At 71.8% G+C, this 22,477-nt stretch carries 21 protein-coding genes; 7 read left to right on the forward strand and 14 right to left on the reverse strand.

What is annotated here, in order from left to right; all coding sequences use genetic code 11:
• Positions 1 to 67 precede the first annotated feature (67 nt).
• A complete protein-coding gene (locus tag AAW13_RS29225) occupies positions 68 to 2,908 on the forward strand; it encodes an NPCBM/NEW2 domain-containing protein (protein ID WP_052768532.1) in 2,841 nt (946 codons plus the stop codon).
• A gap of 294 nt (positions 2,909 to 3,202) precedes the next feature.
• Here the strand turns inward: AAW13_RS29225 and AAW13_RS29230 are convergent, their stop codons facing one another.
• On the reverse strand, positions 3,203 to 4,360 hold the full coding sequence (locus AAW13_RS29230) for an EstA family serine hydrolase (RefSeq protein WP_046729058.1): 1,158 nt from the start codon (positions 4,358 to 4,360) through the stop codon (positions 3,203 to 3,205).
• Positions 4,361 to 4,535: 175 nt separating this feature from the next.
• Here AAW13_RS29230 and AAW13_RS29235 point away from each other — a divergent pair, with 175 nt between their 5' ends.
• Positions 4,536 to 5,324, forward strand: coding sequence for an EI24 domain-containing protein (locus tag AAW13_RS29235; protein ID WP_046729057.1), 789 nt, complete (start codon positions 4,536 to 4,538; stop codon positions 5,322 to 5,324).
• On the opposite strand, the gene AAW13_RS29240 is transcribed toward AAW13_RS29235, so the two are convergent.
• The 3 genes from AAW13_RS29240 to AAW13_RS29250 form a co-directional block, all read right to left on the reverse strand.
• A complete protein-coding gene (locus tag AAW13_RS29240; protein WP_046729056.1) occupies positions 5,314 to 6,549 on the reverse strand; it encodes a pyroglutamyl-peptidase I in 1,236 nt (411 codons plus the stop codon). The two genes, AAW13_RS29235 and AAW13_RS29240, sit on opposite strands and share 11 nt — an antisense overlap.
• 251 nt (positions 6,550 to 6,800) lie before the next feature.
• Positions 6,801 to 7,775 (reverse strand): aldose epimerase family protein, encoded by a 975-nt coding sequence (locus AAW13_RS29245; protein ID WP_046729055.1) that lies wholly within the window; start codon positions 7,773 to 7,775, stop codon positions 6,801 to 6,803.
• Positions 7,776 to 7,797: 22 nt separating this feature from the next.
• Entirely contained in the window at positions 7,798 to 8,697 is a 900-nt protein-coding gene (locus tag AAW13_RS29250; protein ID WP_046729054.1) for an SGNH/GDSL hydrolase family protein, read from the reverse strand.
• 249 nt (positions 8,698 to 8,946) lie between these two features.
• On the opposite strand from AAW13_RS29250, the gene AAW13_RS29255 reads away from it, so the two are divergent.
• A complete protein-coding gene (locus AAW13_RS29255) occupies positions 8,947 to 9,441 on the forward strand; it encodes a DUF3145 domain-containing protein (protein ID WP_046729053.1) in 495 nt (164 codons plus the stop codon).
• A 214-nt stretch (positions 9,442 to 9,655) separates the two neighbouring features.
• Here AAW13_RS29255 and fabF read toward each other — a convergent pair whose 3' ends face one another.
• From fabF to AAW13_RS29280, 5 genes are all read right to left on the reverse strand, one after another.
• Positions 9,656 to 10,918 carry a beta-ketoacyl-ACP synthase II gene (fabF, locus tag AAW13_RS29260; RefSeq protein ID WP_046729052.1) on the reverse strand — a complete coding sequence of 421 codons (1,263 nt, stop codon included), beginning with the start codon at positions 10,916 to 10,918 and terminating at the stop codon, positions 9,656 to 9,658.
• A 117-nt stretch (positions 10,919 to 11,035) separates the two neighbouring features.
• Positions 11,036 to 11,284: an acyl carrier protein gene (locus tag AAW13_RS29265; protein WP_046425089.1), complete on the reverse strand. Its 249-nt coding sequence runs from the start codon at positions 11,282 to 11,284 to the stop codon at positions 11,036 to 11,038.
• A gap of 90 nt (positions 11,285 to 11,374) precedes the next feature.
• Entirely contained in the window at positions 11,375 to 12,406 is a 1,032-nt protein-coding gene (locus tag AAW13_RS29270; RefSeq protein WP_046729051.1) for a ketoacyl-ACP synthase III, read from the reverse strand.
• Positions 12,407 to 12,423: 17 nt separating this feature from the next.
• Entirely contained in the window at positions 12,424 to 13,344 is a 921-nt protein-coding gene (locus AAW13_RS29275; RefSeq protein WP_046729050.1) for an ACP S-malonyltransferase, read from the reverse strand.
• 89 nt (positions 13,345 to 13,433) lie between these two features.
• On the reverse strand, positions 13,434 to 14,639 hold the full coding sequence (locus AAW13_RS29280; RefSeq protein WP_046729049.1) for a PucR family transcriptional regulator: 1,206 nt from the start codon (positions 14,637 to 14,639) through the stop codon (positions 13,434 to 13,436).
• Between the two features lie 73 nt (positions 14,640 to 14,712).
• On the opposite strand from AAW13_RS29280, the gene AAW13_RS29285 reads away from it, so the two are divergent.
• Positions 14,713 to 15,366, forward strand: a complete 654-nt coding sequence (locus AAW13_RS29285; RefSeq protein ID WP_046729048.1) for a pirin family protein — start codon at positions 14,713 to 14,715, stop codon at positions 15,364 to 15,366.
• 102 nt (positions 15,367 to 15,468) lie between these two features.
• Here the strand turns inward: AAW13_RS29285 and AAW13_RS29290 are convergent, their stop codons facing one another.
• Positions 15,469 to 16,293, reverse strand: a complete 825-nt coding sequence (locus tag AAW13_RS29290) for a serine hydrolase domain-containing protein (RefSeq protein WP_046729047.1) — start codon at positions 16,291 to 16,293, stop codon at positions 15,469 to 15,471.
• Positions 16,294 to 16,312: 19 nt separating this feature from the next.
• On the reverse strand, positions 16,313 to 16,783 hold the full coding sequence (locus AAW13_RS29295; protein ID WP_046729046.1) for a GNAT family N-acetyltransferase: 471 nt from the start codon (positions 16,781 to 16,783) through the stop codon (positions 16,313 to 16,315).
• Positions 16,784 to 16,881: 98 nt separating this feature from the next.
• On the opposite strand from AAW13_RS29295, the gene AAW13_RS29300 reads away from it, so the two are divergent.
• A complete protein-coding gene (locus AAW13_RS29300; RefSeq protein ID WP_046729045.1) occupies positions 16,882 to 17,349 on the forward strand; it encodes a MerR family transcriptional regulator in 468 nt (155 codons plus the stop codon).
• Positions 17,350 to 17,416: 67 nt separating this feature from the next.
• Here the strand turns inward: AAW13_RS29300 and AAW13_RS29305 are convergent, their stop codons facing one another.
• The 3 genes from AAW13_RS29305 to AAW13_RS29315 form a co-directional block, all read right to left on the reverse strand.
• Positions 17,417 to 18,262 (reverse strand): DUF4429 domain-containing protein, encoded by an 846-nt coding sequence (locus AAW13_RS29305; RefSeq protein WP_046729044.1) that lies wholly within the window; start codon positions 18,260 to 18,262, stop codon positions 17,417 to 17,419.
• 67 nt (positions 18,263 to 18,329) lie between these two features.
• A complete protein-coding gene (locus AAW13_RS29310) occupies positions 18,330 to 19,547 on the reverse strand; it encodes an alpha/beta hydrolase (RefSeq protein WP_046729043.1) in 1,218 nt (405 codons plus the stop codon).
• 82 nt (positions 19,548 to 19,629) lie between these two features.
• Positions 19,630 to 20,256: a TetR family transcriptional regulator gene (locus tag AAW13_RS29315; RefSeq protein WP_046729042.1), complete on the reverse strand. Its 627-nt coding sequence runs from the start codon at positions 20,254 to 20,256 to the stop codon at positions 19,630 to 19,632.
• A 66-nt stretch (positions 20,257 to 20,322) separates the two neighbouring features.
• Between AAW13_RS29315 and AAW13_RS29320 the strand changes: the two genes are divergently transcribed.
• The gene (locus AAW13_RS29320) at positions 20,323 to 21,942 is read left to right on the forward strand and encodes an MFS transporter (RefSeq protein WP_046729041.1); all 1,620 of its coding nucleotides are present in this window, start codon (positions 20,323 to 20,325) and stop codon (positions 21,940 to 21,942) included.
• Positions 21,943 to 22,165: 223 nt separating this feature from the next.
• A complete protein-coding gene (locus tag AAW13_RS29325) occupies positions 22,166 to 22,459 on the forward strand; it encodes a hypothetical protein (protein ID WP_046729040.1) in 294 nt (97 codons plus the stop codon).
• The last annotated feature ends 18 nt before the right edge of the window (positions 22,460 to 22,477 follow it).

The raw sequence follows: 22,477 nt of genomic DNA on the forward strand, positions 1-22,477 counted from the left end.
TGTGCGTTCCTGTAGCCATGTGCGCGTAGGTGTTCGCCTCCGCTGGTCTCAGGGTCGGGAGAGCCGCATGCTCCAGTCCGTCCGGTACCGCGTGCTGTCATGGCTCGCGGTCGTCAGCTGCCTAGCGTTCCTCTCCGGCGCCCTGACATCGTTGTCAGCCCGCGCCGCCACCACGACGTCCGCGCCGCCCGCCACCACGATCACCGTGGACGGGTCCGGTACCGGCCGCACCTTCGACGGCATCGGCGCCATCAGCGGCGGCGGAGGCAACTCCCGGCTGCTCGTCGACTACCCCGAGCCGCAACGCGGCCGCATCCTCGACTACCTCTTCAAGCCCGGCTACGGCGCCGCCCTGCAACTCCTCAAGGTGGAGATCGGCGGCGACACCAACTCCACGGACGGCTCCGAACCCAGCATCGAGCACACCCGGGGGACCGTGCACTGCGACAGCGGCTACGAGTGGTGGCTGATGGAGCAGGCCAAGAAGCGCAACCCCGGCATCAAGCTCTACGGCCTGGCCTGGGGCGCCCCCGGCTGGATAGGCAACACCGCCGACACCCCGGGCGGCGGCGACTTCTGGTCCCAGGACATGATCGACTACCTGGTCGACTGGCTCGGCTGCGCCCGGCAGCACGGCCTGGACATCGACTACCTGGGCGGCTGGAACGAACGCGGCTACGACATCGGCTGGTACGAGAAACTGCACGCCGCACTGGCCGCCCGGCACCTCCCGGTGCGGATCGTCGCCGCCGACTCCGGCCTGGACGTCGCCGACGACATCGCCAAGGACCCGCGGTTCGCCGACTCCGTCGACGCGGTGGGCGTGCACTACCCGTGCGAGGGCGGCGACGGCGGCAGCGCGAACACCTGCTACAGCTCCGACACCGCCCAGGCCACCGGCAAACCCCTGTGGGCCAGCGAGAACGGCTCCCTCGACGCGGACACCGGCGCCGGCGCCCTGATCCGCTCCATCACCCGCGGCTACCTCGACGGCAGGTACACCGCCTACCTCAACTGGCCCCTGCTGGCGGCGGTCTACCCCAACCTGCCGTACGACACGGTCGGCCTCGCGGTCGCGAACCAGCCGTGGTCCGGGGCGTACCGGCTGGGCACCAGCCTCTGGACCACCGCCCAGGTCACCCAGGTGACCCGTCCCGGCTGGCGGTTCGACGACCAGGCCAGTGGCTACCTGGGCGGCGACCGGGCCGACGGCAGCTACGTCACCCTCAAGCCCGCCGACAACTCCGCCTACAGCACGATCATCGAGACCTCCACCGCGAGCAGCGCACGGACGGCGGACTTCACAGTGGGCGGCGGGCTGCCGGCCGGCACCGTGCACATCTGGGCCACCGACCTCACGTCGAACGGCCGCGGCTTCGTCCACACCGGTGACGTGGTACCCGAGGGCGGCCACTTCTCCGTCACGCTCCAGCCCGGTCACGTGTACTCCCTGACGACCACCACCGGCCAGGGCCGGGGCACGGCCGTCAGCCCGCCGAGGCACCGGCTCGCGCTGCCGTACCGCGACTCCTTCGACCGGCCGGCCCCCGGCCGCGAGGCCAGGTACCTCTCGGACATGCAGGGTTCCTTCGAGACCGTGCGGTGCGGCGGCGGCCGGCCGGGGCGGTGCGTACGGCAGATGGCCGCCGAGCGGCCCATCGAGTGGCAGGACGACAGCGACGCGTTCGCGTTGCTCGGCGACACCGACTGGCGTGACTACACGGTCAGTTCCGACGTGTACCTGGAGCAGCCCGGCACCGTCGAACTCGTCGGCAGGGCCGGCGAACAGCAGCGTCCCCAGTCCCACCAGGCGGGTTACTTCCTGCGGGTCGCCGACACCGGTGCCTGGTCCGTCGTCAGGAGCGACACGGCCGGCCGGCTGACCACCCTCGCCGACGGCACCGCCCGCGCCCTGGGCACCCACCGCTGGCACAGCCTCGCCCTCGGCTTCAGCGGCACCACCATCACCGCGAGCGTCGACGGCCGGCGGGTCGGCGCGGTGGACGACTCCGCGTATCCGGCCGGACAGGCCGGCATCGGCGTGGCCGGCTACCAGACCGACGAGTTCGACAACCTGAGCATCACCCCCGTACGCCGGCCCGCCGCGGCCCCCGCGACGCTCACGGCCGGCCTGCCCGCGACGGTCCGGCGGGGCGCGTCCGCGACCCTGACGACGACGTTCACCGTCCCACGGACCGGTACCGGGGCGACCACCGGTGCGGCGACCGGCCTCACGCTGACCCCTGGTGCCCCGGCGAACTGGCGGACCGTCCCGACCACGCCCGTGACCTTCGCCAGGGTCGCCCAAGGGCAGTCGGTCACGGCCAGCTGGACCGTCACCGCGCCGACGGCCACGGACACCCCGGTGACCAACACCTTCACGCCGCTCGCCACGTACCACCGGGAAGGCGTGCGGCACTGGACGTACGGCGGCGCGAGCACCCGGGTACCGATCCCGGCGCCCACCGGCAACCCGTATGCGAGCGAGCTGTCCTTCGTATCCGCCGACAACGGGTGGGGGCCGGTCGAGCGGGACATGTCCAACGGCGAGCAGGCGGCGGGGGACGGACGGCCGATGAGCATCCGGGGCGTCGCCTTCGCCAAGGGGGTCGGCGCGCACGCCGCCGGCGACGTGGGCCTGTACCTCGGCGGCGACTGCAACCGGTTCACCGCCACGGTCGGCGTCGACGACGAGGTCGCGCCGTACGGCTCGGTCGTCTTCTCCCTGGTCGGGGACGGCCGCACGCTGGCGACGACCGACGTACTGACCGGGGAGTCGGCGGGGCTGCCGCTGGACGTCGACGTCACCGGCGTCCAGGAGCTGCATCTCGTCGTCGGGGACGGCGGGGACGGGAACGCGCATGATCACGCGGACTGGGGTGGGGCGAGGCTCGCCTGCGCCGGATAGACCCACGAGCGGCCCGCGCCCCCGCGGGGGCCCGGGCGGGCCTCTTCCGGGTCCAGGGCCTCTTCCGGGTCCGGGGCCTCTTCCGGGTCCGGGGCCTCTTCCGGGTCCGGGTCCTCTACCGGGTCCGGAGCCTCTACCGGGCCCGGGGTCCGTAGCGGGTCCGGAGCCTCTTCCGGGTCCGGAGCCTCTACCGGGCCCGGGGTCCGTAGCGGGCCCGGGGTCCGTAGCGGGCCCGGGGTCCCTAGCGGGCCCGGGCCCCTACCGAGTCCGGGGCCCCTACCGAGTGCGGGGTCCCTACCGGGCCCGCGCCGCCCTGTGCACGGCCAGGGCCAGCCGGTCGTTCTCCGGGGCCGCCCCGCCCGGGAACGCGAAGCGGCGCCTCGTGTAGCCGTAGGCGAGGCCGCTCCGTGGGTCCGCGAACGCCTGGGAGCCCGCAGCGCCGCTGTGCCCGATCGTGCCGGCGCCCAGGAACGGGTGCCAGACGTCCGCCGTCGCCTGGAAGCCCAGGCCGTACGCCTTGTGGGTGCGAGCCACGAGGTCGTACCCCACCGAGTGGAACTGCCCGAACTCCGCCACCGTGTCCTCCTTCAGCAGCGGCGCCTTGCCGTCGACCTCGCTGAGCAGCGCCGCGTACATCCCGGCCAGACCGCGCGCCGACGCCACCCCGCCGAACGACGCCGGGCCCTTCGCCCGCACCAGCCGGTCGTTCGGAAGGGCGTCCAGGGCGGTCGGCTCGGCCGCGTGCTCGTTGAAGGCGATCGCGGCGAGCGTGTGCGGCCCGGACGGGACGGAGTCCAGGAGCGCCTGCTCCGCGGGCGTCGGGCGCAACGGCTGGACGGTGCGGAACCGCGGTTCCTGCGCGGCCGGCAGGCCCAGGAAGAACCCGAGGCCGTACGGCGCCCGGACCCGCTCCTCGTACACGTCCTGGAGGGTGCGGCCGGTGGCCCGCCGCACCACCTCGCCGGTGAGCGCCCCGATGACGAGGGCGTGGTAGCCGAAGGCGGAGCCGGGCCGCCAGAACGGCCGCTGGTCGGCGAGGCGTTCGGCCATCGCCCGGTCGTCGGCCAGCTCCCGCGGGCCGAACCCGGTGTCGGTGCCGATCAGGCCGGCCCGGTGCGCGACCAGCTCCCGCAACGTCAGCGCGCCCTTGCCCTCCGCTGCGAACTCCGGCCAGTAGTAGGTGACTTTGCGGTCGAGCTCCAGCGTGCCGTCCTGCACCAGCATCGCCACCACCAGGTGCGCGGCCCCCTTGGTGGACGAGAACACCCCGTACAGGGAGTCCCCGTCGGCTCCCTCACCGGCCCACAGGTCGACGACCCGCCGGCCGTGGACGTACGCGCACAGCTGCCCCTCGTAGTCGGCCGGTCCCTCGGCGACGAACGCGGCGAACTCCTCGCGCACCGCCTCGAAGCCCTCCGCGACCGTGCCCTGGACGGTGATCTCCTGAGTCATCCGCTCTCCTCAACCGAGCCGCCACCTGTGTGGTTCCGTAGGTCGGTACGGCAAGACGTACCCGTTCGACTCAACAGCGGCAACGCGGCCCGCCGTCACCGCCGCCACGGCCGGCCCCCGGTGCGCGTCCACAGCCCCCGCCGGACCCTTTCCGATCCCCGGTAAAGTTTTCGCCATGCGTGATCTCGGGGCGGGTTTCGGATATCTCCTCAAGGGCCAGCGGTGGGTGGGCAGGCACGGCAGGCAGTTCGGTTTCGGACTGCTGCCCGGCCTGATCACCCTGGTCCTCTACGCTGCGGCGCTGGTCGCGCTGGCCCTGTGGGGTGCGGATCTCGTCGCCTGGGCCACCCCGTTCGCCGACGACTGGTCCAGCCCCTGGCAGGGCCTCTTCCGGGGCCTCCTCACCGCCGTCCTGTTCGCCCTCGGCCTCCTCGGCGCCGTCCTCACCTTCACCGCGGTGACCCTGCTGGTCGGCCAGCCGTTCTACGAGAACCTCTCCGAGAAGGTCGACGCGGACGTCTCGCCCGACGGCACCGCGCCCGAGTCCGGGCTGCCGTTCTGGCGCGAGCTGTGGATATCGGCCCGCGACAGCCTGCGCGTCCTGGTCCGCGCCGCGCTCTGGGGCCTGCTCCTCTTCGCCCTCGGCTTCCTGCCCTTCGTCGGCCAGACGGTCGTACCCGTCGTCGGGTTCTTCGTGACCGGCTTCTTCCTCACCGAGGAACTCGCCGCCGTCGCCCTCCAGCGCCGGGGTGTCGACCTGCGCGCCCGGCTCGCCCTGCTGCGCTCCCGCAAGACCCTGGTGTGGGGCTTCGGCACCCCGCTGGGCCTCGCCTTCCTGGTCCCGTTCGTCGCGGTGTTCCTGATGCCGGGCGCGGTCGCGGGTGCCACACTCCTCGCCCGCGACCTGCTGGGCGAGGAGACGGCGGACGAGGACCAACGGGCCGGCGAACCCGTCAGCTCCTGAGGCCCGCGTCGGCCGCCACGGTCACGATCGCCCGTACCTGGTCGATGATGTCCACCCGGTTCCGCACGAACTCCGGGTCGGTCACCTCGGTGGCGTTCCCGGCGCCGAATTGCAGTACCGGCGTGTGCACGTGCCCGCCCGGCAGCCGGTCGCGCAACCCGAGCCGGTCCCGCAGCAGGGTGGCGCGGTAGGCGATCTCGTTGGAGAGGTAGTCCCCGCCGCCCCCGGCCCGCGCGGTGGACCCGGCGGTCGGTCCGTCCGCCCGTACGACGGCCTCCGTACCGCCTGCCGGGATCTCGGTCACCTCGGTGTGGTCGTACACCGGGAAACGCCCCGTCGACGCCGCCACGATCGCCGCGTAGGGCAGGGTCGTGGTCGTCCACTGGGGCTGCGAGGCCGGGTCGGCGACCGGGACGGTCCCGGTCCGGCTCACGTTCTCGTTGTCCGGGAAGCCGCCCCGCCAGGCCCCGTTGGTCCGCTCCACGTCGAACCGGCCGACCCGCCCCTGGCTCACCGTGGTGAACAGGTCCACCTCCGGCAGGTACGGCCGCAGGGTCCGCTCCACGGTCCCCGCCGCGAAGTCGTCCCACCGCACCGGGAACACGGCCGTCTCGACCCGCGCGGGACCGTGCGCGGTCCGCACGACCGTCCCGTCCAGGGCCAGCGCGCTCGCCCCGGACGGATTGGAGATCCGGATGTCCCGGTCGAGCGTGAACGGGTCGAACCCGGTGACCAGGATCCGCCGCAGGTGACCGGGGTACCGGAGGTCCGTCTCCCCGCGCGAGGTCCGCTCCAGCACGTCGAGCAGGGCGGCCCGTCGGGCGTCGCTCACCCCGAACGCCGGCTCCCAGGTCCGCACGTACCGGGTCATCCCGAGCCGCGCCCAGTACAGCGGCCGGTCGTCGTCCCGGCTGAGATCACCTCCGAGCGGCCCCCGGCCCTGCGCCCGGTCCACGGCCCGCCGCCACAGCGCCGACCCCTCCCGTAGGACGGTCCGCCTGGCCTCGGCGTAGGAGCGCGTGCCGTCCAGGGCCCGGGCGAACCCCGGTGCCACGTCGTCGAACCCGGACCGCCGGAGTATCTCCTGCGGCACGGCCCGGTCGAGCCGCAGTTCCTCGACGGTGGGGGAGGGGGCGGCCGGCGCCGCCTGCGCCGCGGTGGGGGCCAGCGCCCCGGCCAGCAGGGCGATTCCGAGCACACCGATCCGAACACGCAGCGAGTTCACGGGAGTTGGCCTTCCGTCGCAGTGGGGTGCGTGGTGCCGTTCGGGGCGCAGTATCGCGTGCGGGAGACGGTGTGGTCCATGCCGTGCCGGGTCGGCCGGTTTGTGAAGGGTTCGTACGAGATTCCCGGCGGCCGCTCGATCACCGGCCGCCGTCTCACAGCCGCGGCTAAGGTGAGATCCGGGACAAGTCCCCCTTGAGCAGCCCCGGTCCGGGACCTGACCCCTGGACCGGGGCTTGCGTCCGGGCTGCGTCAGTCCCGCACCCCGAAGCCGTACACCGTCTCCGAGCGGTACACCGCGCCCGGGTCGAGGCGGGTGCTCGGGAACTCCGGGCGGTTCGGGGAGTCCGGGAAGTGCTGGGTCTCCAGGGCGATGCCGTCACCGGGCGCGAACGGGGCGGTCAGGTGCTCGGCCGTGTACAGCTGGACGCCCGGTTCGGTGGTGGCCACGGTGAGGGTGCGGCCGGACCCCGTGTCGTGCAGTTCGGCGATCTCCACCGGGGTGTCCGTGACGCCCTTGTCGAGGACGAGGTTGTGGTCGTAGCCGGAGCCGGTCTTCCGGGCCGTACGGAAGTCGAAACGGGTGCCGGAGACGTCCTCCAGGACCCCCGTCGGGATCAGGTCGCCGTCGACGGGCGTGTAGCGCGAGGCGGCGATCCGCAGTTCCTGGCCGGTCGCGTTCCCGGCGCCCGCCAGGTTGAAGTAGCTGTGGTTGGTGAGGTTCACGACGGTCGGCGCGTCGGTGACCGCCTCGTAGGCGATCCGCAGCGCGCCGCCGGCGTCCAGCGTGTACGTCACGGACACCTCCAGCCGCCCCGGGAAGCCCTCCTCGCCGTGCGGGCTCACCCGGGCCAGCCGCACCCCGTGCTCGACGCCCGTCACGTCCCACACCCGCTTGTCGAAGCCGCCGGGGCCGCCGTGCAGCGAGTTGGGCGCGTTGTTCGGCTCCAGCGCGTAGGTCACGCCGTCCAGCGGGAAACGGGCCCGCGCGATCCGGTTGGCGTACCGGCCGACCAGGGCGCCCAGATACGGGCCCGGGTTCTCCAGATAGCCGTCCAGGCCGGCGAACCCCAGCACCACGTCCGCCGTCCGCCCGTCCCGGTCCGGGACCTCGACCGACTGCACGATCCCCCCGTACGACAGGATCCGCACCCGCGTCCCGGCGCGCTCCAGGGTCCAGCGGTGGACCTGGGTGCCGTCGGAAAGTGTGCCGAAAAGTTCGCTCATGGGGAGACTCTAAGCCAAGGGTCTAGTCCACCGGGTTCTTCGCGGTGACGGTCCGGTAGGCGATCGCGGCCAGCTTCGACTGGCCGTCGGTGCTCGGATGGAACCAGTCCCAGTGGCTCAACTGGTCCGTGCCGAAGCGGTACCGGTACACCGCCCCGCCGTCGAAACGGCACCGTCGGTCCTTGGCGCAGACCTGCGCCAGCACCGTGTTGTAGTCCTCCACCCGCTGCTGCACCCGGTCGCGGCGCAGGACCGCCGTGGCGGTCAGGTCGTCCGCGTCGCCCAGCATCGAGGGGCAGATGCCCAGCTTCCAGATCTGCTTGCCCAGCGGATTGGTGCGCCCCTCCGACCACAGCCGCTTCAGGTTCGGCACGCTCGCCACGTACACCTGCGTCTTCGGCAGGGCCTTGCGCAGGGTGCCCAGCGCCTCCTCGAACTGGGTGCGGAAGTCCGCCACCGAGGTCATCGCCCGCACCGACGAACGGCAGGCGTCGTTGGACCCCACCATCACCGTGACCAGCGCCGGCCTGCGCACCACCGCGTCCGCCACCTGGTCGGACAGGTCGGCCATCCGGGCGCCGGTCTCCGCGTAGTTCCAGCTGTGGTCGGCCGCCCTCGTCCGGCCGAGCAGACGTACCGCCAGACTGTCCACCTGCTCGCTGGTGCCGGTCGCCCAGGACACCTCCGGGCAGTCCGAGAGCACCGTGCACGCGTCGAAGCCACGCGTGATGGAGTCCCCCACGGCCGCGATCGACGCCGGGCTGCGGTCCCACACCTGTACGGCCCGTGAGGCGTGCGTCCGCCCGCCGTCCGGTGCCCCGGAGGCACCGCCGACGGCATCGCACCCGGTCACCCCCAGCGCGGCGGTGGCGGCCACGGCGCCGACCAGGGCACGCGAACGCCGGCGTCGCTGCTTGCGCATACCCCGCTGGTCCTCTCCGTAGGCTGTTCGTCCCCCTTCATAACAACGCACGGGAGTTCCCACCCCGCCCGCTGCAACGGACCACCCCCGTACAAGCGTCCCCATGGGTGAATGGCAGGGGTTTCCTGGCTGTGGGACCGACGGTACGTCACACTCCTTGCGCCGCCGCACGGTAGCCTCGCCATCAAGCGGCCGTCGTGCCACTGCCGCCAGCCAGCCAGCAAGATGTCCCGCTTCCCGGAGGTTCCGGTGACGACACGTGGAGTTCTGTACGTGCACTCCGCGCCGCGCGCGCTGTGCCCGCACGTCGAGTGGGCCGTCGCCGGGGTGCTCGGCACGCGCGTCAACCTCGACTGGATCCGGCAGCCCGCGGCCCCCGGGACCTGGCGCTCCGAGTTCTCCTGGCAGGGCGAGGTCGGCACGGCCTCCAAACTGGCGTCCGCGCTGCGCGGCTGGCACCTGCTGCGTTTCGAGGTCACCGCGGAACCCTGCGCGAAGGCCGAGGGGGAGCGCTACAGCTGCACCCCCGACCTGGGCATCTTCCACGCGGTCACCGGCATCCACGGTGACATCCTGATCCCGGAGGACCGTCTGAGAGCGGCCATGACCCGCTCACAGCGCGGCGAGACGGCCCTGGAGGCCGAGATCGCCAAGCTCCTCGGCAAGCCCTGGGACGACGAACTGGAGCCGTTCCGCTACGCGGGCGAGGGCGCGCCGGTCCGCTGGCTCCACCAGGTGGTCTAGCGCTCCCGCCTGCCGTCCGCCGACTGCGGCGCCGTCGTGGCCGTTCGCGCAGTTCCCCGCGCCCCTATAGGAGCGCTCGTGCAGCTGGCCTGTCTTTCAGGGGCGCGGGGAACTGCGCGACCAGCCCCCACCGGCCCGCGGCCGACGGCGAAACGCACTGTGGCCCGGACTCCATCCGACGGAGTCCGGGCCACGAGCAGTTCTGGAACGTGCCTCACACGGTCCTGAACGCCAGCACCACGTTGTGTCCGCCGAAGCCGAACGAGTCGTTCAGCACGGCGATCTGCCCCTCGGGCAGCTGCCGGGCCTCGCCCCGCACCACGTCCGCGTTGACCTCGGGGTCGAGCTCGTCCAGGTTGATGGTCGGCGGAGCCGTCCGGTTCACCAGCGCCAGGATCGACGCGACGGTCTCGATGCCGCCCGCGCCACCCAGCAGGTGACCGGTCATCGACTTGGTCGCGGAGATGGCCATGTGGTCGACGTCGTCGCCGAACACCTTCCGCAGCGCCTTGATCTCGGCGACGTCACCCTGAGGCGTCGACGTCGCGTGCGCGTTGACGTGCACGATCTCGGCCGGCTTCAGGTCCGTGTTGTCCAGCAGGTTCTGGAGCGCGTGCGCGATCCCGTTGCCCGACGGCTCCGGCTGCGTGATGTGGTGCGCGTCCGCCGAGATGCCCTGCCCGACCGCCTCGACGTAGATCCGGGCCCCGCGCGCCTTCGCGTGCTCCTCGGACTCCAGGACGATCACACCCGCGCCCTCGCCGAGCACGAAGCCGTCCCGGCCGGAGTCGTAGGGACGCGACGCGCCCTGCGGGTCGTCGTTGTTCTTGGACATCGCCATCATGTTGCCGAACGCGACGATGGGCAGCGGGTGGATGGCGGCCTCGGTGCCACCGGCCACCACCACGTCCGCACGCCCGGTGCGGATCATCTCGATGGCGTACCCGATGGCCTCGGCGCCGGAGGCGCAGGCCGACACGGGGGTGTGCACGCCGGCGCGCGCACCCAGCTCGATACCGACGTTGGCGGCCGGCGAGTTGGGCATCAGCATCGGCACGGTGTGCGGGGAGACCCGGCGAACGCCCTTCTCCTTGAGCACGTCGTACTGGTCCAGCAGGGTCGTCACACCGCCGATGCCGGAGGCGATGACCGCGCCGACCCGGTCGGGGTTGGCGGACTGGTCCTCACCGGCCTTGGCGGTGAAACCGGCGTCCTTCCAGGCCTGCTGAGCGGCGATCAGCGCGAACTGCGCGGACCGGTCCAGCTTGCGGGCCTGCGGACGCGGGAGGATCTCGCTCGGTTCGACGGCGATCTGTGCCGCGATACGGACGGGCAGCTCGGCGGCCCAGTCCTGCTCCAGAAGGCTGACGCCGGACTTGCCGGCGACCAGGGCCTCCCAGAACGAAGCTACGTCGCCACCCAGCGGTGTGGTTGCGCCGATACCGGTGACGACCACGGTGCGATTGGTCGGGCTCACGGGAATTCTTTCTCCAACGGATACGGGATTCGACGGCGCCACCGCCGGGTGGCGGGGCCTAGCGGCCGGGGACCCCGGCGGGACTCAGGGCTGGTGCCTGAGTCCCTGACGGGGTGCTCAGGCCTGGTGCTTGAGGATGTAGTCGGTCGCGTCGCCGACGGTCTTGAGGTTCTTGACGTCCTCGTCCGGGATCTTGACGTCGAAGCGCTCTTCGGCGGCGACGACGACCTCGACCATGGACAGCGAGTCGACGTCCAGGTCGTCGGTGAAGGACTTGTCCAGCTGGACGTCCTCAACCGGGATGCCGGCGATCTCGTTCACGATCTCGGCGAGACCTTCGACGATCTCTTCCTGAGTGGCGGCCATGTCAGGCGCTCCTTCTTAGATGTTCCAGACGGTTGCTGCGGTGTTGCAGTCGGCGTACCCGTACCGGATGCATGATCCGGCACGGAGTGCCTAGGGGAGGGTAACGACAGTGGCGGCGTAGACGAGACCCGCCCCGAACCCGATGACGAGCGCGGTGTCACCGCTCTTCGCCTCGCCGGTCGCCAGGAGCCGCTCCATCGCGAGCGGGATCGAGGCGGCCGAGGTGTTGCCGGTGGTGCGGATGTCACGGGCGACCGTGACGTGCTCCGGCAGCTTGAGAGTCTTCACCATCGAGTCGATGATCCGCACATTGGCCTGGTGCGGGATGAAGACGTCCAGGTCGTCCGCGCTGATTCCGGCCGCGTCCAGTGCCTGCTGCGCGACCTTCGCCATCTCGAACACGGCCCAGCGGAACACCGCCTGGCCCTCCTGCGTGATCGCAGGAAACTTGATGTTGCCCTGGCTGTCGACCGGCAGCCCGGAGCGGTCACCGAAGTGGAAACGGTCCCAGGGGATCGTCTGCTTGATGGTCTCGGACTTGTCGCCCTCCGACCCCCACACGGTCGGGCCGATCGCCGGCTCCTTCGAGGGGCCGACCACGACCGCGCCCGCGCCGTCGCCGAACAGGAAGGCGGTGGCCCGGTCCTCCAGGTCGGTGAGGTCGCTGAGCCGCTCCACGCCGATCACCAGGACGTACTCGGCGGAACCCTCGACCACCATGCCCTTGGCGAGCGTCAGGCCGTAGCCGAAGCCCGCGCAGCCGGCCGAGATGTCGAAGGCGGCGGCCTTGTCGGTGCCCAGCTTGTCGGCGATCTCGGTGGCGACGGCCGGGGTCTGGCTGAAGTGCGAGACGGTGGAGACGACCACGGCGCCGACCTGCTCGGCGGAGATGCCCGCGTCCGCGATCGCCTTGCCGGCGGCCTCGACCGACATCGCGGCGACGGTCTCCTCGGGGCCCGCCCAGTGCCGGGTCTCGATGCCGGAGCGCGAGCGGATCCACTCGTCGGACGAGTCGATCGTCTCGAGGATCACCTCGTTCGGCACCACACGGGTCGGGCGGTAGCCGCCCACGCCGAGGATGCGCGCGTACGGGGCACCCTTGCTGGGCTTGATCTTCGACATCGCAGTGGGCTCCTAATTCAGCTGTGCTCGGCGATGAGCTCGCGGGCCGCGTCGAGGTCGTCGGGGGTCTTCAGGGCCAGCGTCTTCACGCCGGGCAGGGCGCGCTTCGCGAGGCCGGTCAGCGTGCCGCCGGGGCACACCTCGAGGAGGGCGGTGACGCCGAGCTCCTTGAAGGTCTCCATGCACAGGTCCCAGCGGACCGGGTTGGCGACCTGGCCGACCAGCCGGTCCACGATCTCGGCACCGGACGCGACGGTCTGCCCGTCCTTGTTGGAGACGTAGGTGAACTTCGGGTCGAGGGGCGCGAACTCCTTCGCCGCCTCGGCGAGCCGGTCGACCGCGGGGCCCATGTGGTGCGTGTGGAAGGCACCGGCGACCTTGAGGGCGACGACCTTGCGGACGCCCTCGGGCTTGTCCTCGTCGAGCGCGGCGAGCTGCTCCAGCGTGCCCGCGGCGACGATCTGACCGGCGCCGTTGATGTTCGCCGGGGTCAGACCGAGCTTCTCCAGGTGCGCGACGGAGACCTCCGGGTCGCCGCCGAGCAGCGCCGACATGCCGGTCCGGGTGATCGCGGCGGCCTCGGCCATCGCGAGTCCGCGCTTGCGCACGAGGGTCAGCGCGGCGGTGTCGTCCAGGACGCCCGCGAAGGCGGCGGCGGTGATCTCACCGACGCTGTGACCGGCGACGGCGCCGGGGGCGACGGTCGCGATGTCACCGAGTGCCGCGCCGGACAGGATCCCGGCGGCGACGAGCAGGGGCTGGGCGATCGCGGTGTCCCGGATCTCGTCCGCGTCGGCGTTCGTGCCGTAGTGCACGAGATCGAGACCGATGGCGTCCGACCAGGCACGCAGACGGTCCTCGACACCGGGGAGGTCGAGCCATGGGGTCAGGAAGCCGGGCGTCTGAGCGCCCTGGCCGGGAGCGACGAGTACGAGCACTCTCACACTCTCTCTTGTGGACGGCCACGGCCGCCCGTGGGGACAGGGACGAAGAACACGAGGGGGTTTTGTGGGCCCCCGACAAAACGCTATGCCTGGAGATCTCCATCGACCAGACGTCCCAGGATCAGCGCGATCCGCAGCGTGAAGGCGGATCGTACATCGGACGGTGACCACCCGGTGACGTCAGTCACACGTCGGAGCCGGTAGCGCACGGTGTTCGGGTGGACGAAGAGCATCCGGGCGGCGCCCTCCAGGCTGCTCGCCTGTTCCAGATAGACGCTCAGCGTTTCCAGCAGCGCCGAGCCCGCTTCTTCCAGCGGTCTGTAGATCTCCTCCACCAACTGCTCACGCGCACTGGGATCGCCCGCGATGGCGCGCTCCGGCAGCAGATCGTCCGCCAGCACCGGCCGCGGCGCGTCCTGCCAGGCAGAACACGCCTTGAGCCCGGCGGCGGCGGCCTGCGCGGACCGCGTGGCGGCCAGCAGATCGGGTACGACGGGCCCCGCGACGACCGGCCCGGCGGCGAACGGGCCGATCAGTGACTTCGCCACGGCCAGCGGGTTGTCGCTGCCGCCGGCGATGACGACGAGCCGGTCTCCGAGCACCCCGGTCAGCACCTGGAGCTTGGCGTGCCGGGAGGCCCGCCGGATGGCCTCGACGGTCAGCTCGCTGTCCCCGTCGGGCGCTGTGCCGAGGACGACGCACACGTGGTCCGGCGAGTTCCAGCCGAGCGCGGCCGCCCGGCTCACCGCGCCCTCGTCCGCCTCGCCGCTCAGCACGGCGTTCACGACCAGCGACTCGAGGCGCGCGTCCCAGGCACCCCGTGCCTCCGCGGCCTGGGCGTACACCTGGGCGGTCGCGAAGGCGATCTCCCGCGCGTACACGAGCAGCGCCTCGCGCAGCACTCTCTCGTCGCCCGGGGCCGCCACCTCGTCGATGGCGCTCTCCATGACCTCGATGGTGGTCCGCACCATCTCCACGGTCTGCCGCAGCGTGATCGCCCGGGTCAGCTCGCGCGGCGCGGTCCCGAACACGTCCGTCGAGATGGCCTGCGGCGCGTCGGGGCGCCGGAACCACTCGGTGAAGGCCGCGATGCCGGCCTGGGCGACAAGCCCGATCCAGGAGCGGTTCTCCGGGGGCATGGCCCGGTACCACGGCAGGGAATCGTCCATGCGCGCGATGGCCTGGGCGGCGAGGCTGCCGGACGACTTCTCCAGCCGCTTCAGGGTCGCGGAGTGCGGGTGGACGTCATGAGCCGAGGGGTCGGACTTGCGCGTTACGGGTTCGGGCACGGGGACAAGACTGCCTTATCGGGACGGGCGAGTGCGCCGCCGGGTGCCGACTGCGGTCTACGGTGGTGCCGTGATGGACGTCAGGCGCGCGGCGCAGCGCTACCGGGGCGGCGACCCGGCGACCGGGATCGAGTCCCGCCACGCCTTCTCCTTCGGCCCCCACTACGACCCCGACAACCTGCGCTTCGGGGCGGTCATCGCCTGCAACGAGGAGCACCTGGCGCCCGGCGCCGGCTTCGACGAGCATCCGCACAGCCACACCGAGATCGTGACGTGGGTGGTCGAGGGCGAGCTGACCCACCGGGACTCCGCGGGCAACGAGACGGTGGTCCGCCACGGCGACGTGCAGCGCCTCGGCTCCGCCGGGGGCGTGCGGCACGTGGAGCGCAACGACGGGGGCGGGCCGCTGACGTTCGTCCAGATGTGGCTGGCGCCGGTGCGGCCGGGCGGCGAGCCGTCGTACGAGATCGTCCGGGGCATCGCGGACTCGACGCCGTACGCCGTCCCGGCGGCCGGGGCGATGCTGCACGTCCGCCGGCTCGGGGCGGGGGAGCGGACGGCGGTGCCGGACGGGGCGTTCGTGTACGTGCACGTGGTGCGGGGCGAAGTGCGGCTGGGGGAGGAGCCGTTGGGGCCCGGTGACTCGGCGCGGATCGCTGACGCGGAGGGCCTGGAGGCGGAGGGGCTGACGCCGGTGGAGCTGCTGATGTGGGAGATGGCGGGGTAGTCGGGGTCGTTGTTCGGCTGCGGGTGGGTGGGGGCGGGTCGCGCAGTTCCTCCCCCAGCCTTCGGCCGGGGGTGCCCCCAGCGCCCCCTGGCGGGGCGCTGTTCAGCCGCGTGATTCCGCCAGTACGGCGTCCGTGAACGTCGGCCATGCCTCGACCGCCCAGGGGCCGAAGGCTCGGTCCGTGAGGGCGACGCATGCCAGGCCGGCGTCCGGGTCGGCCCACAGGAACGTGCCCGACTGGCCGAAGTGGCCGAAGGTGCGGGGGGAGGACGAACCGCCCGTCCAGTGCGGTGACTTGGAGTCGCGGATCTCGAAACCCAGGCCCCAGTCGTTCGGGTTCTGGTGGCCGTACCCCGGGAGCACGCCCTTCGTGCCCGGGTACTGGACGGTCAGCGTCGCCTCCGCGACCGTCCGCGGGTCCAGCAGCCTCGGTGCCTGGAGTTCCGCGGCGAAGCGGAGCAGGTCGGAGACCGAGGAGACGCCGTCCTTCGCCGGGGAGCCCTCCAGTGACGTCGACGTCATGCCCAGCGGCTCCAGCACCGCCTGCCGCAGGTACTCCGCGAACGGGATCTCCGTCGCCTTGGCCACATGGTCCCCGAGGACCTCGAACCCGGCGTTGGAGTACAGCCGCCGCTCCCCGGGCGGCGCCGTCACCCGGTGTTCGTCGAAGGCCAGCCCCGAGGTGTGCGCGAGCAGGTGCCGTACCGTCGCGCCCTCGGGCCCCGCCGGCTCGTCCAGCTCGACCGCCCCCTCCTCGTACGCGACGAGCACCGCGTAGGCGGCCAGCGGCTTGGTGACGGAGGCCAGCGGGAAGCGGTGACCGGCCGGCCCGTGGACGCCCAGGACCGTCCCGTCGGCGCGTACGGCACCCGCCGCGGCGGTGGGAACCGGCCAGTTCTCGATCAGCGCGAGGCTCTGCAACGACATGCCTACGACCCTAAGCGGCTCAGAGCGGCAGGATCATCGTGGGGTCCGGCTTGTGGACGAAACCCAGCGCGGCGTAGAGCGGCTCGGCCTCGGCGGACGCGGTCAGCATGACCTGCCCCGCGCCCCGCTCCCGGAACCAGGCCAGCAGTTCCTCCATGCACGCGCGCGCGTACCCGCGGCGACGCGCGTCCGGGTCGGTGGCCACGCTGAAGACGTACCCGGCCCGCCCGTGCGGGCTGCTCGCCTTGCCGATCCGGTAGTCGACCGTCCCGGCGACCAGCGCGGCCAGCGCCCCCGGCCGGTCGGGGTGGTCCACGACGAACGCGGCGAAGTCGCCGTCCGCCTCGGCCAGCCTCGCCGCGAGCCCCGGCAGCGCCTCGGCGTGCCACCCCGTCGAGGCGTCCCCGCCGGGCAGCGCGTCGATCATGATCTGGCGCAGGCGCAGCACTTCCGGCGCGTCCGGCGGGATGGCACGGCGTACGAGACTCATGTGCGGGAACGCTAGCCACTGGGTTCCGGCCGTGTCGCGGGTATTTCTTACCGGGTCCCGCTTGCTTCGAGTGCACTCCAAGGTCATAGCGTTGGGTCATGACGGTGATGCAGACCACGACCGCGACCCCCACCGAGCAGTCCGACCGCGAGCCCGCCGACATCTGTTCCGCCCCGCCCCGTCGGCACCCGCGTCCCGAGGGCCAGGACCGCTACACGATCAGCGAGGTCGTCGCCTTCACCGGCCTGACCGCCCACACCCTGCGCTGGTACGAGCGGATCGGCCTGATGTCCCACATCGACCGCTCCCACACGGGACAGCGCCGCTACACCAACCGCGACCTGGACTGGCTGGACTTCGTCACCAAGCTCCGCCTGACCGGGATGCCGGTGGCGGACATGGTGCGCTACGCGGAACTGGTGAGAGAGGGCGAGACGACCTACCCGGAGCGCCGCGAACTCCTGGAGCAGACGAGAAGGGACGTCCTGTCCCGCATCGCCGAACTCCACGACACCCTCTCGGTCCTGGACAAGAAGATCAGCTTCTATGAGAAGGGCAGCAACTGAAACGCCCCTGAAAGGGGCGCGGGGAACTGCGCGAGCAACCCACCACGACCCGCACCCGACGGAACTGCTAAAGCTCGGCCAGCAACTCCGCCTTCTTCGCGGCGAACTCCTCGTCGGTGACCAGCCCCGCCTGATGCAGTTCCCCGAGGTGGCGGATCCGCTCGGCGATGTCGGCGGGGTCACGGCGCCCCGCCGCCGCCGGCATCGCGGCCGCGCCTCTCGCCCGTACCGCCTCCAGCACCGCCGCGGCGAACGGCAACGACTCGTGCACCGGCCCGTACCCCAGCCCGAACACCACGGTCGCGGGATCCTGGTCCGCCGGCACCGCCGCCCCCGTGAGGTCGCGCCGCAGCAGTCGTAGATGCCCCTCGAAGATCTCCGGGGAGCGCCACTCCACACCGCCCAGGTCGGCCACCGCGAAGCGCTGGTCGCCGGCCTTCCACTTGGCCGTCGACGCCCCCGTCCACGACCACCGGAAGTGCACGGCCTTGCCGTCGAAGCTCGCCTTCCCGTCGTACGCCTTGAACTGCCGGGGCGCCTTTGGGGCGGGCACCAGAAACCTCTCGGCCGGCCCGGACGCGGTGAGCAGCGAGCGCAGTTCCTCGGCGTAGTACTCGGCAAGGGTCTCCCGCTCGGCCGGGAGGACCAGCCGGTACGGGTCGCTGCCGTCCTTGAGCTGGCCGGCCGCCGCCTCCATCAACGGATCCGCGCCGGGACGCGGTTCGGCCCGCAGTACGACCGTGCCCCGCTTGCCCGGTGTGAGGGTCACGCCCGCCAGCGCGGCCAGCGGCACCCGGCGTTCGCCCAGGGTCTGGAACAGCTTGGGTGTCCGGATCCCGCGTTCGTAACGGATGCGCACGGAGTCGGACTCGAACTCCCAGGCGGCATGAAATCCGGCCAGTACGTCACCCATGCGGCTCATCGTATGCGGCACGTGCTTCTCAGTCCCATCCCCGCGCGCACCGCACTTCCTGCTGTTTCTACGCGCGTTCCGCCGTCGACGTGCCGGGCAGACCCGCCCGGCACCCGTCATCGTGCTGGGCGCAGCTGACCGCGCCGTACGCGCCGACCCCGATGTCCGCGAGGTTGCGCAGACTGTCCGTGCCGGGCTCGAAGTAGCCGGCGTGACCCTGGGCGTCGCGGGCCGACAGCACCCGCGCCCCGAAGGAGCCGGAGACCGGATCGGCGCCGTGGCCGAGTCCGCCGAGCTCCAGATAGGGGACGTCCTGGATCCAGTCGGTGGCGTCCCGCATCGCCCACACCCGGGCCGACGTGCCCAGGTGCGAGGCCTTCTCGACCCGCATCCCGGGGCTGGCGGCCACCGCTATGTCCGCCACCCGCCCCGGCATGCCGTGCGCGGCCACCCCGCAGACCACCGAGCCGTAGCTGTGGCAGAACATCGACACCGGCGCCTCGCCGGGCAGCGCGCGCAGCAGTGCGTTCAGGCGTACGGCACCCTGCTCCGCGGCCATACCGGTCGCCGCGCCCACGCCGAGCCCGTCGGGCGCGGTGTAGTCGGCCCAGGCGATCACCGCCGTACGGGTCGTCGGGCTCGCCGTGTACTCCTCCCGGTACAGCGCCTTGGCCATGCCGACCGGCGCGGTGTACTGACGGTTCGTCTTCTGGAAGGTGAGCAGGTCGGTGTCGACGCCGGGGACGACGACGGAGATCCGCTGGGCCCGGGCGAGGTCGCCGAACACCTCGGCGACCCGGCCGTCGCCGTCCGGGTCGAAGGCCAGGATCTGCCGGCCCTTGGTGAGCAGCGCCTCGTAGCGGTGCATCCGGCGGCCCGCGTCCTGCTGCCCCGCCGCGCTGAGCCGTGGGTCGTGCATGCGTTTCTTCTCGACCTTGCGTTGCTGGTCGAGCGCGATGTCGTTGGCGCGGTACCGCAGTTCGGCCGGGGCGCCGTTCATGTTGCCGACGGCCAGCGGGTAGCGGTGGACGAGCCGGTCGCGTTCCTGTGCCGTGAGCGACGTGAAGAAGCGGGTGAGCCGCGCGGGTGACGCCTCCGGGTCCGGCAACCGCAGGCCGCGGACGCTGCCGTGCTCCCACTTGTCGAGGGAGGCCTGCATCGCGGTGGTCTCGCGGTGGGCGCGCAGAGCTGTCCAGCCGGTGGTCGCGAGCATCACGAACACCACGGCGAGGGCGAGCAGCGCGCGCCAGACGTTGAGTGGCGGGGAGGTGTCGAAGGAAGTCACTGGGAGGACACACTAGGAGAACGAAGGGGTCTCGCGGTAACTGAGTGACGGTTATCACGTTTTGGCAAACGTGAGGCCGATCTCAGCTCTCCCGCCAGTTCCCGAGGAGGGCCGGACCCACCTGGTCGAGGTATGCCACGGTGAGGTCGCGGATCGCCGCCACGCCGAAGTCGTCACCCACCGACCAGTGCCGCTCGGTCACCCGGATCACGGCGCCGAACAGCGCCACCAGGAGCCGCGGCCGGGGGTCGGTGTCCGGGTCGACTCCCTCCCGTTCGGCGACGATCCGGGTGATCTCCTCCTCCGTCTCCGACTGCCGGCCCAGATGGGCGGCGTGCAGGACCGGGGTCGCCTCGATCACCTTGTAGGCGCGCATGTGCAGTTCGAGCGGGACGTACCGCTCGATGGCCTGCTCGATCGAGTCGAAGCTGTCCAGGACCGCCGCGCGCAGCGCCTCCAGCGGCGCCTCCTCGGGCGGCCGCCGGCGCAGTGCCTCCACGTAGTACGCCTCGGTGAGCCGCGGCAGGAAGAAGGCGGCCTCCTCCTTGCCGGCGAAGTAGCGGAAGAAGGTGCGCTGCGACACGTCGACGGACTCGGCGATCTCGTCGACGGTGGTGTGCTCGTAGCCCTGGGCCACGAACAGCTCGAGCGCGGACCGCAACAGCGCGTCCCGGGTGCGCTGCTTCTTGCGTTCGCGCAACGTTTCCATGCCTGACAGTTACTGACTAGTGAATTTGTTTGTCAAATGTCAGAGGCTGACACTAGCCTCGCCCGCATGACTAGTCAGACCACGCTCGACACGGCGGGGTCGGGGGACAAGGCAGCGGCGGCGCCGTCGTGGCGGCCGCCGGCCTCCGGCCTGCGCGGCCACCCCTGGTTCACCCTGATAACCGTCGCCGTCGGGGTCATGATGGTGGCCCTCGACGGCACCATCGTGGCCATCGCCAACCCGGCGATCCAGAAGGACCTCGGCGCCACCTTCGCCCAGGTGCAGTGGATCACCAACGGCTACTTCCTCGCCCTCGCGGTCTCGCTGATCACCGCGGGCAAGCTCGGCGACCGCTTCGGCCACCGGCAGACCTTCCTGATCGGCGTCGTCGGCTTCGCCGCCGCCTCCGGCGCCATCGGCCTGTCCGACAGCATCGGCCTCGTCGTCACCTTCCGGGTCTTCCAGGGCCTGTTCGGCGCGCTGCTGATGCCGGCCGCCCTCGGCCTGCTGCGGGCCACCTTCCCGGCCGAGAAGCTCAACATGGCGATCGGCATCTGGGGCATGGTCATCGGCGCCTCCACCGCGGGCGGCCCGATCCTCGGCGGTGTGCTGGTGCAGCACGTCAGCTGGCAGTCGGTGTTCTTCATCAACGTGCCGGTCGGCCTGATCGCCCTCGTGCTCGGCGTGGTCATGCTGCTCGACCACCGTGCGGAGAACGCCCCGCGCTCCTTCGACCTGCTCGGCATCGGCCTGCTCTCCGGCGCGATGTTCTGCCTGGTCTGGGCCCTCATCAAGGCGCCGACCTGGGGCTGGGGCGACGGCAAGACGTGGACGTTCATCGCCGTGTCCGTGCTCGGCTTCGCCCTCTTCTCCTTCTGGGAGACGAAGGTCAGGGAACCGCTGATCCCGCTCGGCCTGTTCCGCTCCGTGGCGTTGTCGGCCGGTGTGGTCCTGATGGTCCTCATGGCCATCGCCTTCATGGGCGGCCTGTTCTTCGTGACCTTCTACTTGCAGAACGTGCACGGGATGGACCCGGTCGACGCCGGCCTCCACCTGCTGCCCCTCACCGGCATGATGATCGTCGGTTCGCCGCTGGCCGGCGCCGCGATCACCAAGCTCGGCCCGCGGATCCCGCTGGCCGGCGGCATGGCGGCCACCGCGATCGCCATGTACGGCATGTCCACGCTGAAGGCGGACACCGGCAGCGGGATCATGGCCGTCTGGTTCGCCCTGCTCGGTCTCGGCCTCGCTCCGGTCATGGTCGGCGCCACCGAGGTCATCGTGGGCAACGCCCCGATGGAGCTCTCCGGTGTGGCCGGCGGTCTCCAGCAGGCCGCGATGCAGATCGGCGGCAGCCTCGGTACGGCCGTCCTCGGTGCCGTGATGGCCTCCAAGGTCGACAGCGACCTGCCGGGCAACTGGGCCGGCGCGGGCCTGCCCGAGCTGACCCCGGCGCAGCTGGCCCAGGCCTCCGAGGCGGTCCAGGTCGGGGTCGCGCCGGTGGCCAAGGGCACGCCCGAGGCGATCGCCGCGAAGATCACCGGTGTCGCCCACGACACGTTCATCTCCGGCATGAGCCTCGCCTCGCTCGTCGCCGCGGGCGTGGCCGCCGTCGCGATCCTGGTCGCGCTGCTCACGAAGCGGGGCGCGAACGCGGACAGCGGCGCGGGCGTGGGCCACATCTGACCCCGGTTCAGGGGTGTTTCACCTATCAGGGTGACTCCGCTAAAGATCCCTCGCGTTCGGCACGCGCCGCAGGTCACAGTAGGTCAAGTCCTCCGCAGGGCATGGGAGGAGGCCCGGGCCGCGGCGCGCTGCCGGAGGGGGGCGGCGCGCGGGCAGGTCTGCGGACGCGGAACAGGGGTACCCGGTCATCACGCCCGAACAGTCCATGGGGACAGAGGAGTTGATGATGGCGAGCTTCGGCCAACGAACACGCGGGTACCCCCGTTCACGTGGCCGCACAGGTACACGGGACGGGCTGGACCGCGGCACGCTGGGCATCATCGGCACGATCTGCGCCGTCGCCGGCTTCTTCACGCTGGGCATCATCCTGGGCCCGGCCGCGCTGGTGTGCGGCTGGCTCTCCATGGGCCGGGCGTGGAACCCGAAGAGCTCGATACCGGCGCTGGTCGCGGTGGTGCTGGGCGCGATCGACACCGTGCTGGCACTGCTGTGGCTGGGCGGCGTGTCGCCGATGTAGCGTGCGGGCCGGCGGGGG

The organism is Streptomyces humi, from assembly GCF_001005085.2.
Classification (GTDB): Bacteria; Actinomycetota; Actinomycetes; order Streptomycetales; family Streptomycetaceae; genus Streptomyces; species Streptomyces humi.

Excerpts from the sequence above, each read along its gene's own strand:
- AAW13_RS29305 (WP_046729044.1), bottom strand. The coding sequence starts at position 18,262 with ATGGGTGACGTACTGGCCGGATTTCATGCCGCCTGGGAGTTCGAGTCC.
- AAW13_RS29225 (WP_052768532.1), top strand. The coding sequence starts at position 68 with ATGCTCCAGTCCGTCCGGTACCGCGTGCTGTCATGGCTCGCGGTCGTC.
- AAW13_RS29315 (WP_046729042.1), bottom strand. The coding sequence starts at position 20,256 with ATGGAAACGTTGCGCGAACGCAAGAAGCAGCGCACCCGGGACGCGCTG.
- AAW13_RS29295 (WP_046729046.1), bottom strand. The coding sequence starts at position 16,783 with ATGAGTCTCGTACGCCGTGCCATCCCGCCGGACGCGCCGGAAGTGCTG.
- AAW13_RS29230 (WP_046729058.1), bottom strand. The coding sequence starts at position 4,360 with ATGACTCAGGAGATCACCGTCCAGGGCACGGTCGCGGAGGGCTTCGAG.
- AAW13_RS29300 (WP_046729045.1), top strand. The coding sequence starts at position 16,882 with ATGACGGTGATGCAGACCACGACCGCGACCCCCACCGAGCAGTCCGAC.
- AAW13_RS29265 (WP_046425089.1), bottom strand. The coding sequence starts at position 11,284 with ATGGCCGCCACTCAGGAAGAGATCGTCGAAGGTCTCGCCGAGATCGTG.
- AAW13_RS29250 (WP_046729054.1), bottom strand. The coding sequence starts at position 8,697 with ATGCGCAAGCAGCGACGCCGGCGTTCGCGTGCCCTGGTCGGCGCCGTG.
- AAW13_RS29235 (WP_046729057.1), top strand. The coding sequence starts at position 4,536 with ATGCGTGATCTCGGGGCGGGTTTCGGATATCTCCTCAAGGGCCAGCGG.
- AAW13_RS29325 (WP_046729040.1), top strand. The coding sequence starts at position 22,166 with ATGATGGCGAGCTTCGGCCAACGAACACGCGGGTACCCCCGTTCACGT.
- AAW13_RS29270 (WP_046729051.1), bottom strand. The coding sequence starts at position 12,406 with ATGTCGAAGATCAAGCCCAGCAAGGGTGCCCCGTACGCGCGCATCCTC.
- AAW13_RS29245 (WP_046729055.1), bottom strand. The coding sequence starts at position 7,775 with ATGAGCGAACTTTTCGGCACACTTTCCGACGGCACCCAGGTCCACCGC.
- AAW13_RS29285 (WP_046729048.1), top strand. The coding sequence starts at position 14,713 with ATGGACGTCAGGCGCGCGGCGCAGCGCTACCGGGGCGGCGACCCGGCG.
- AAW13_RS29320 (WP_046729041.1), top strand. The coding sequence starts at position 20,323 with ATGACTAGTCAGACCACGCTCGACACGGCGGGGTCGGGGGACAAGGCA.
- AAW13_RS29290 (WP_046729047.1), bottom strand. The coding sequence starts at position 16,293 with ATGTCGTTGCAGAGCCTCGCGCTGATCGAGAACTGGCCGGTTCCCACC.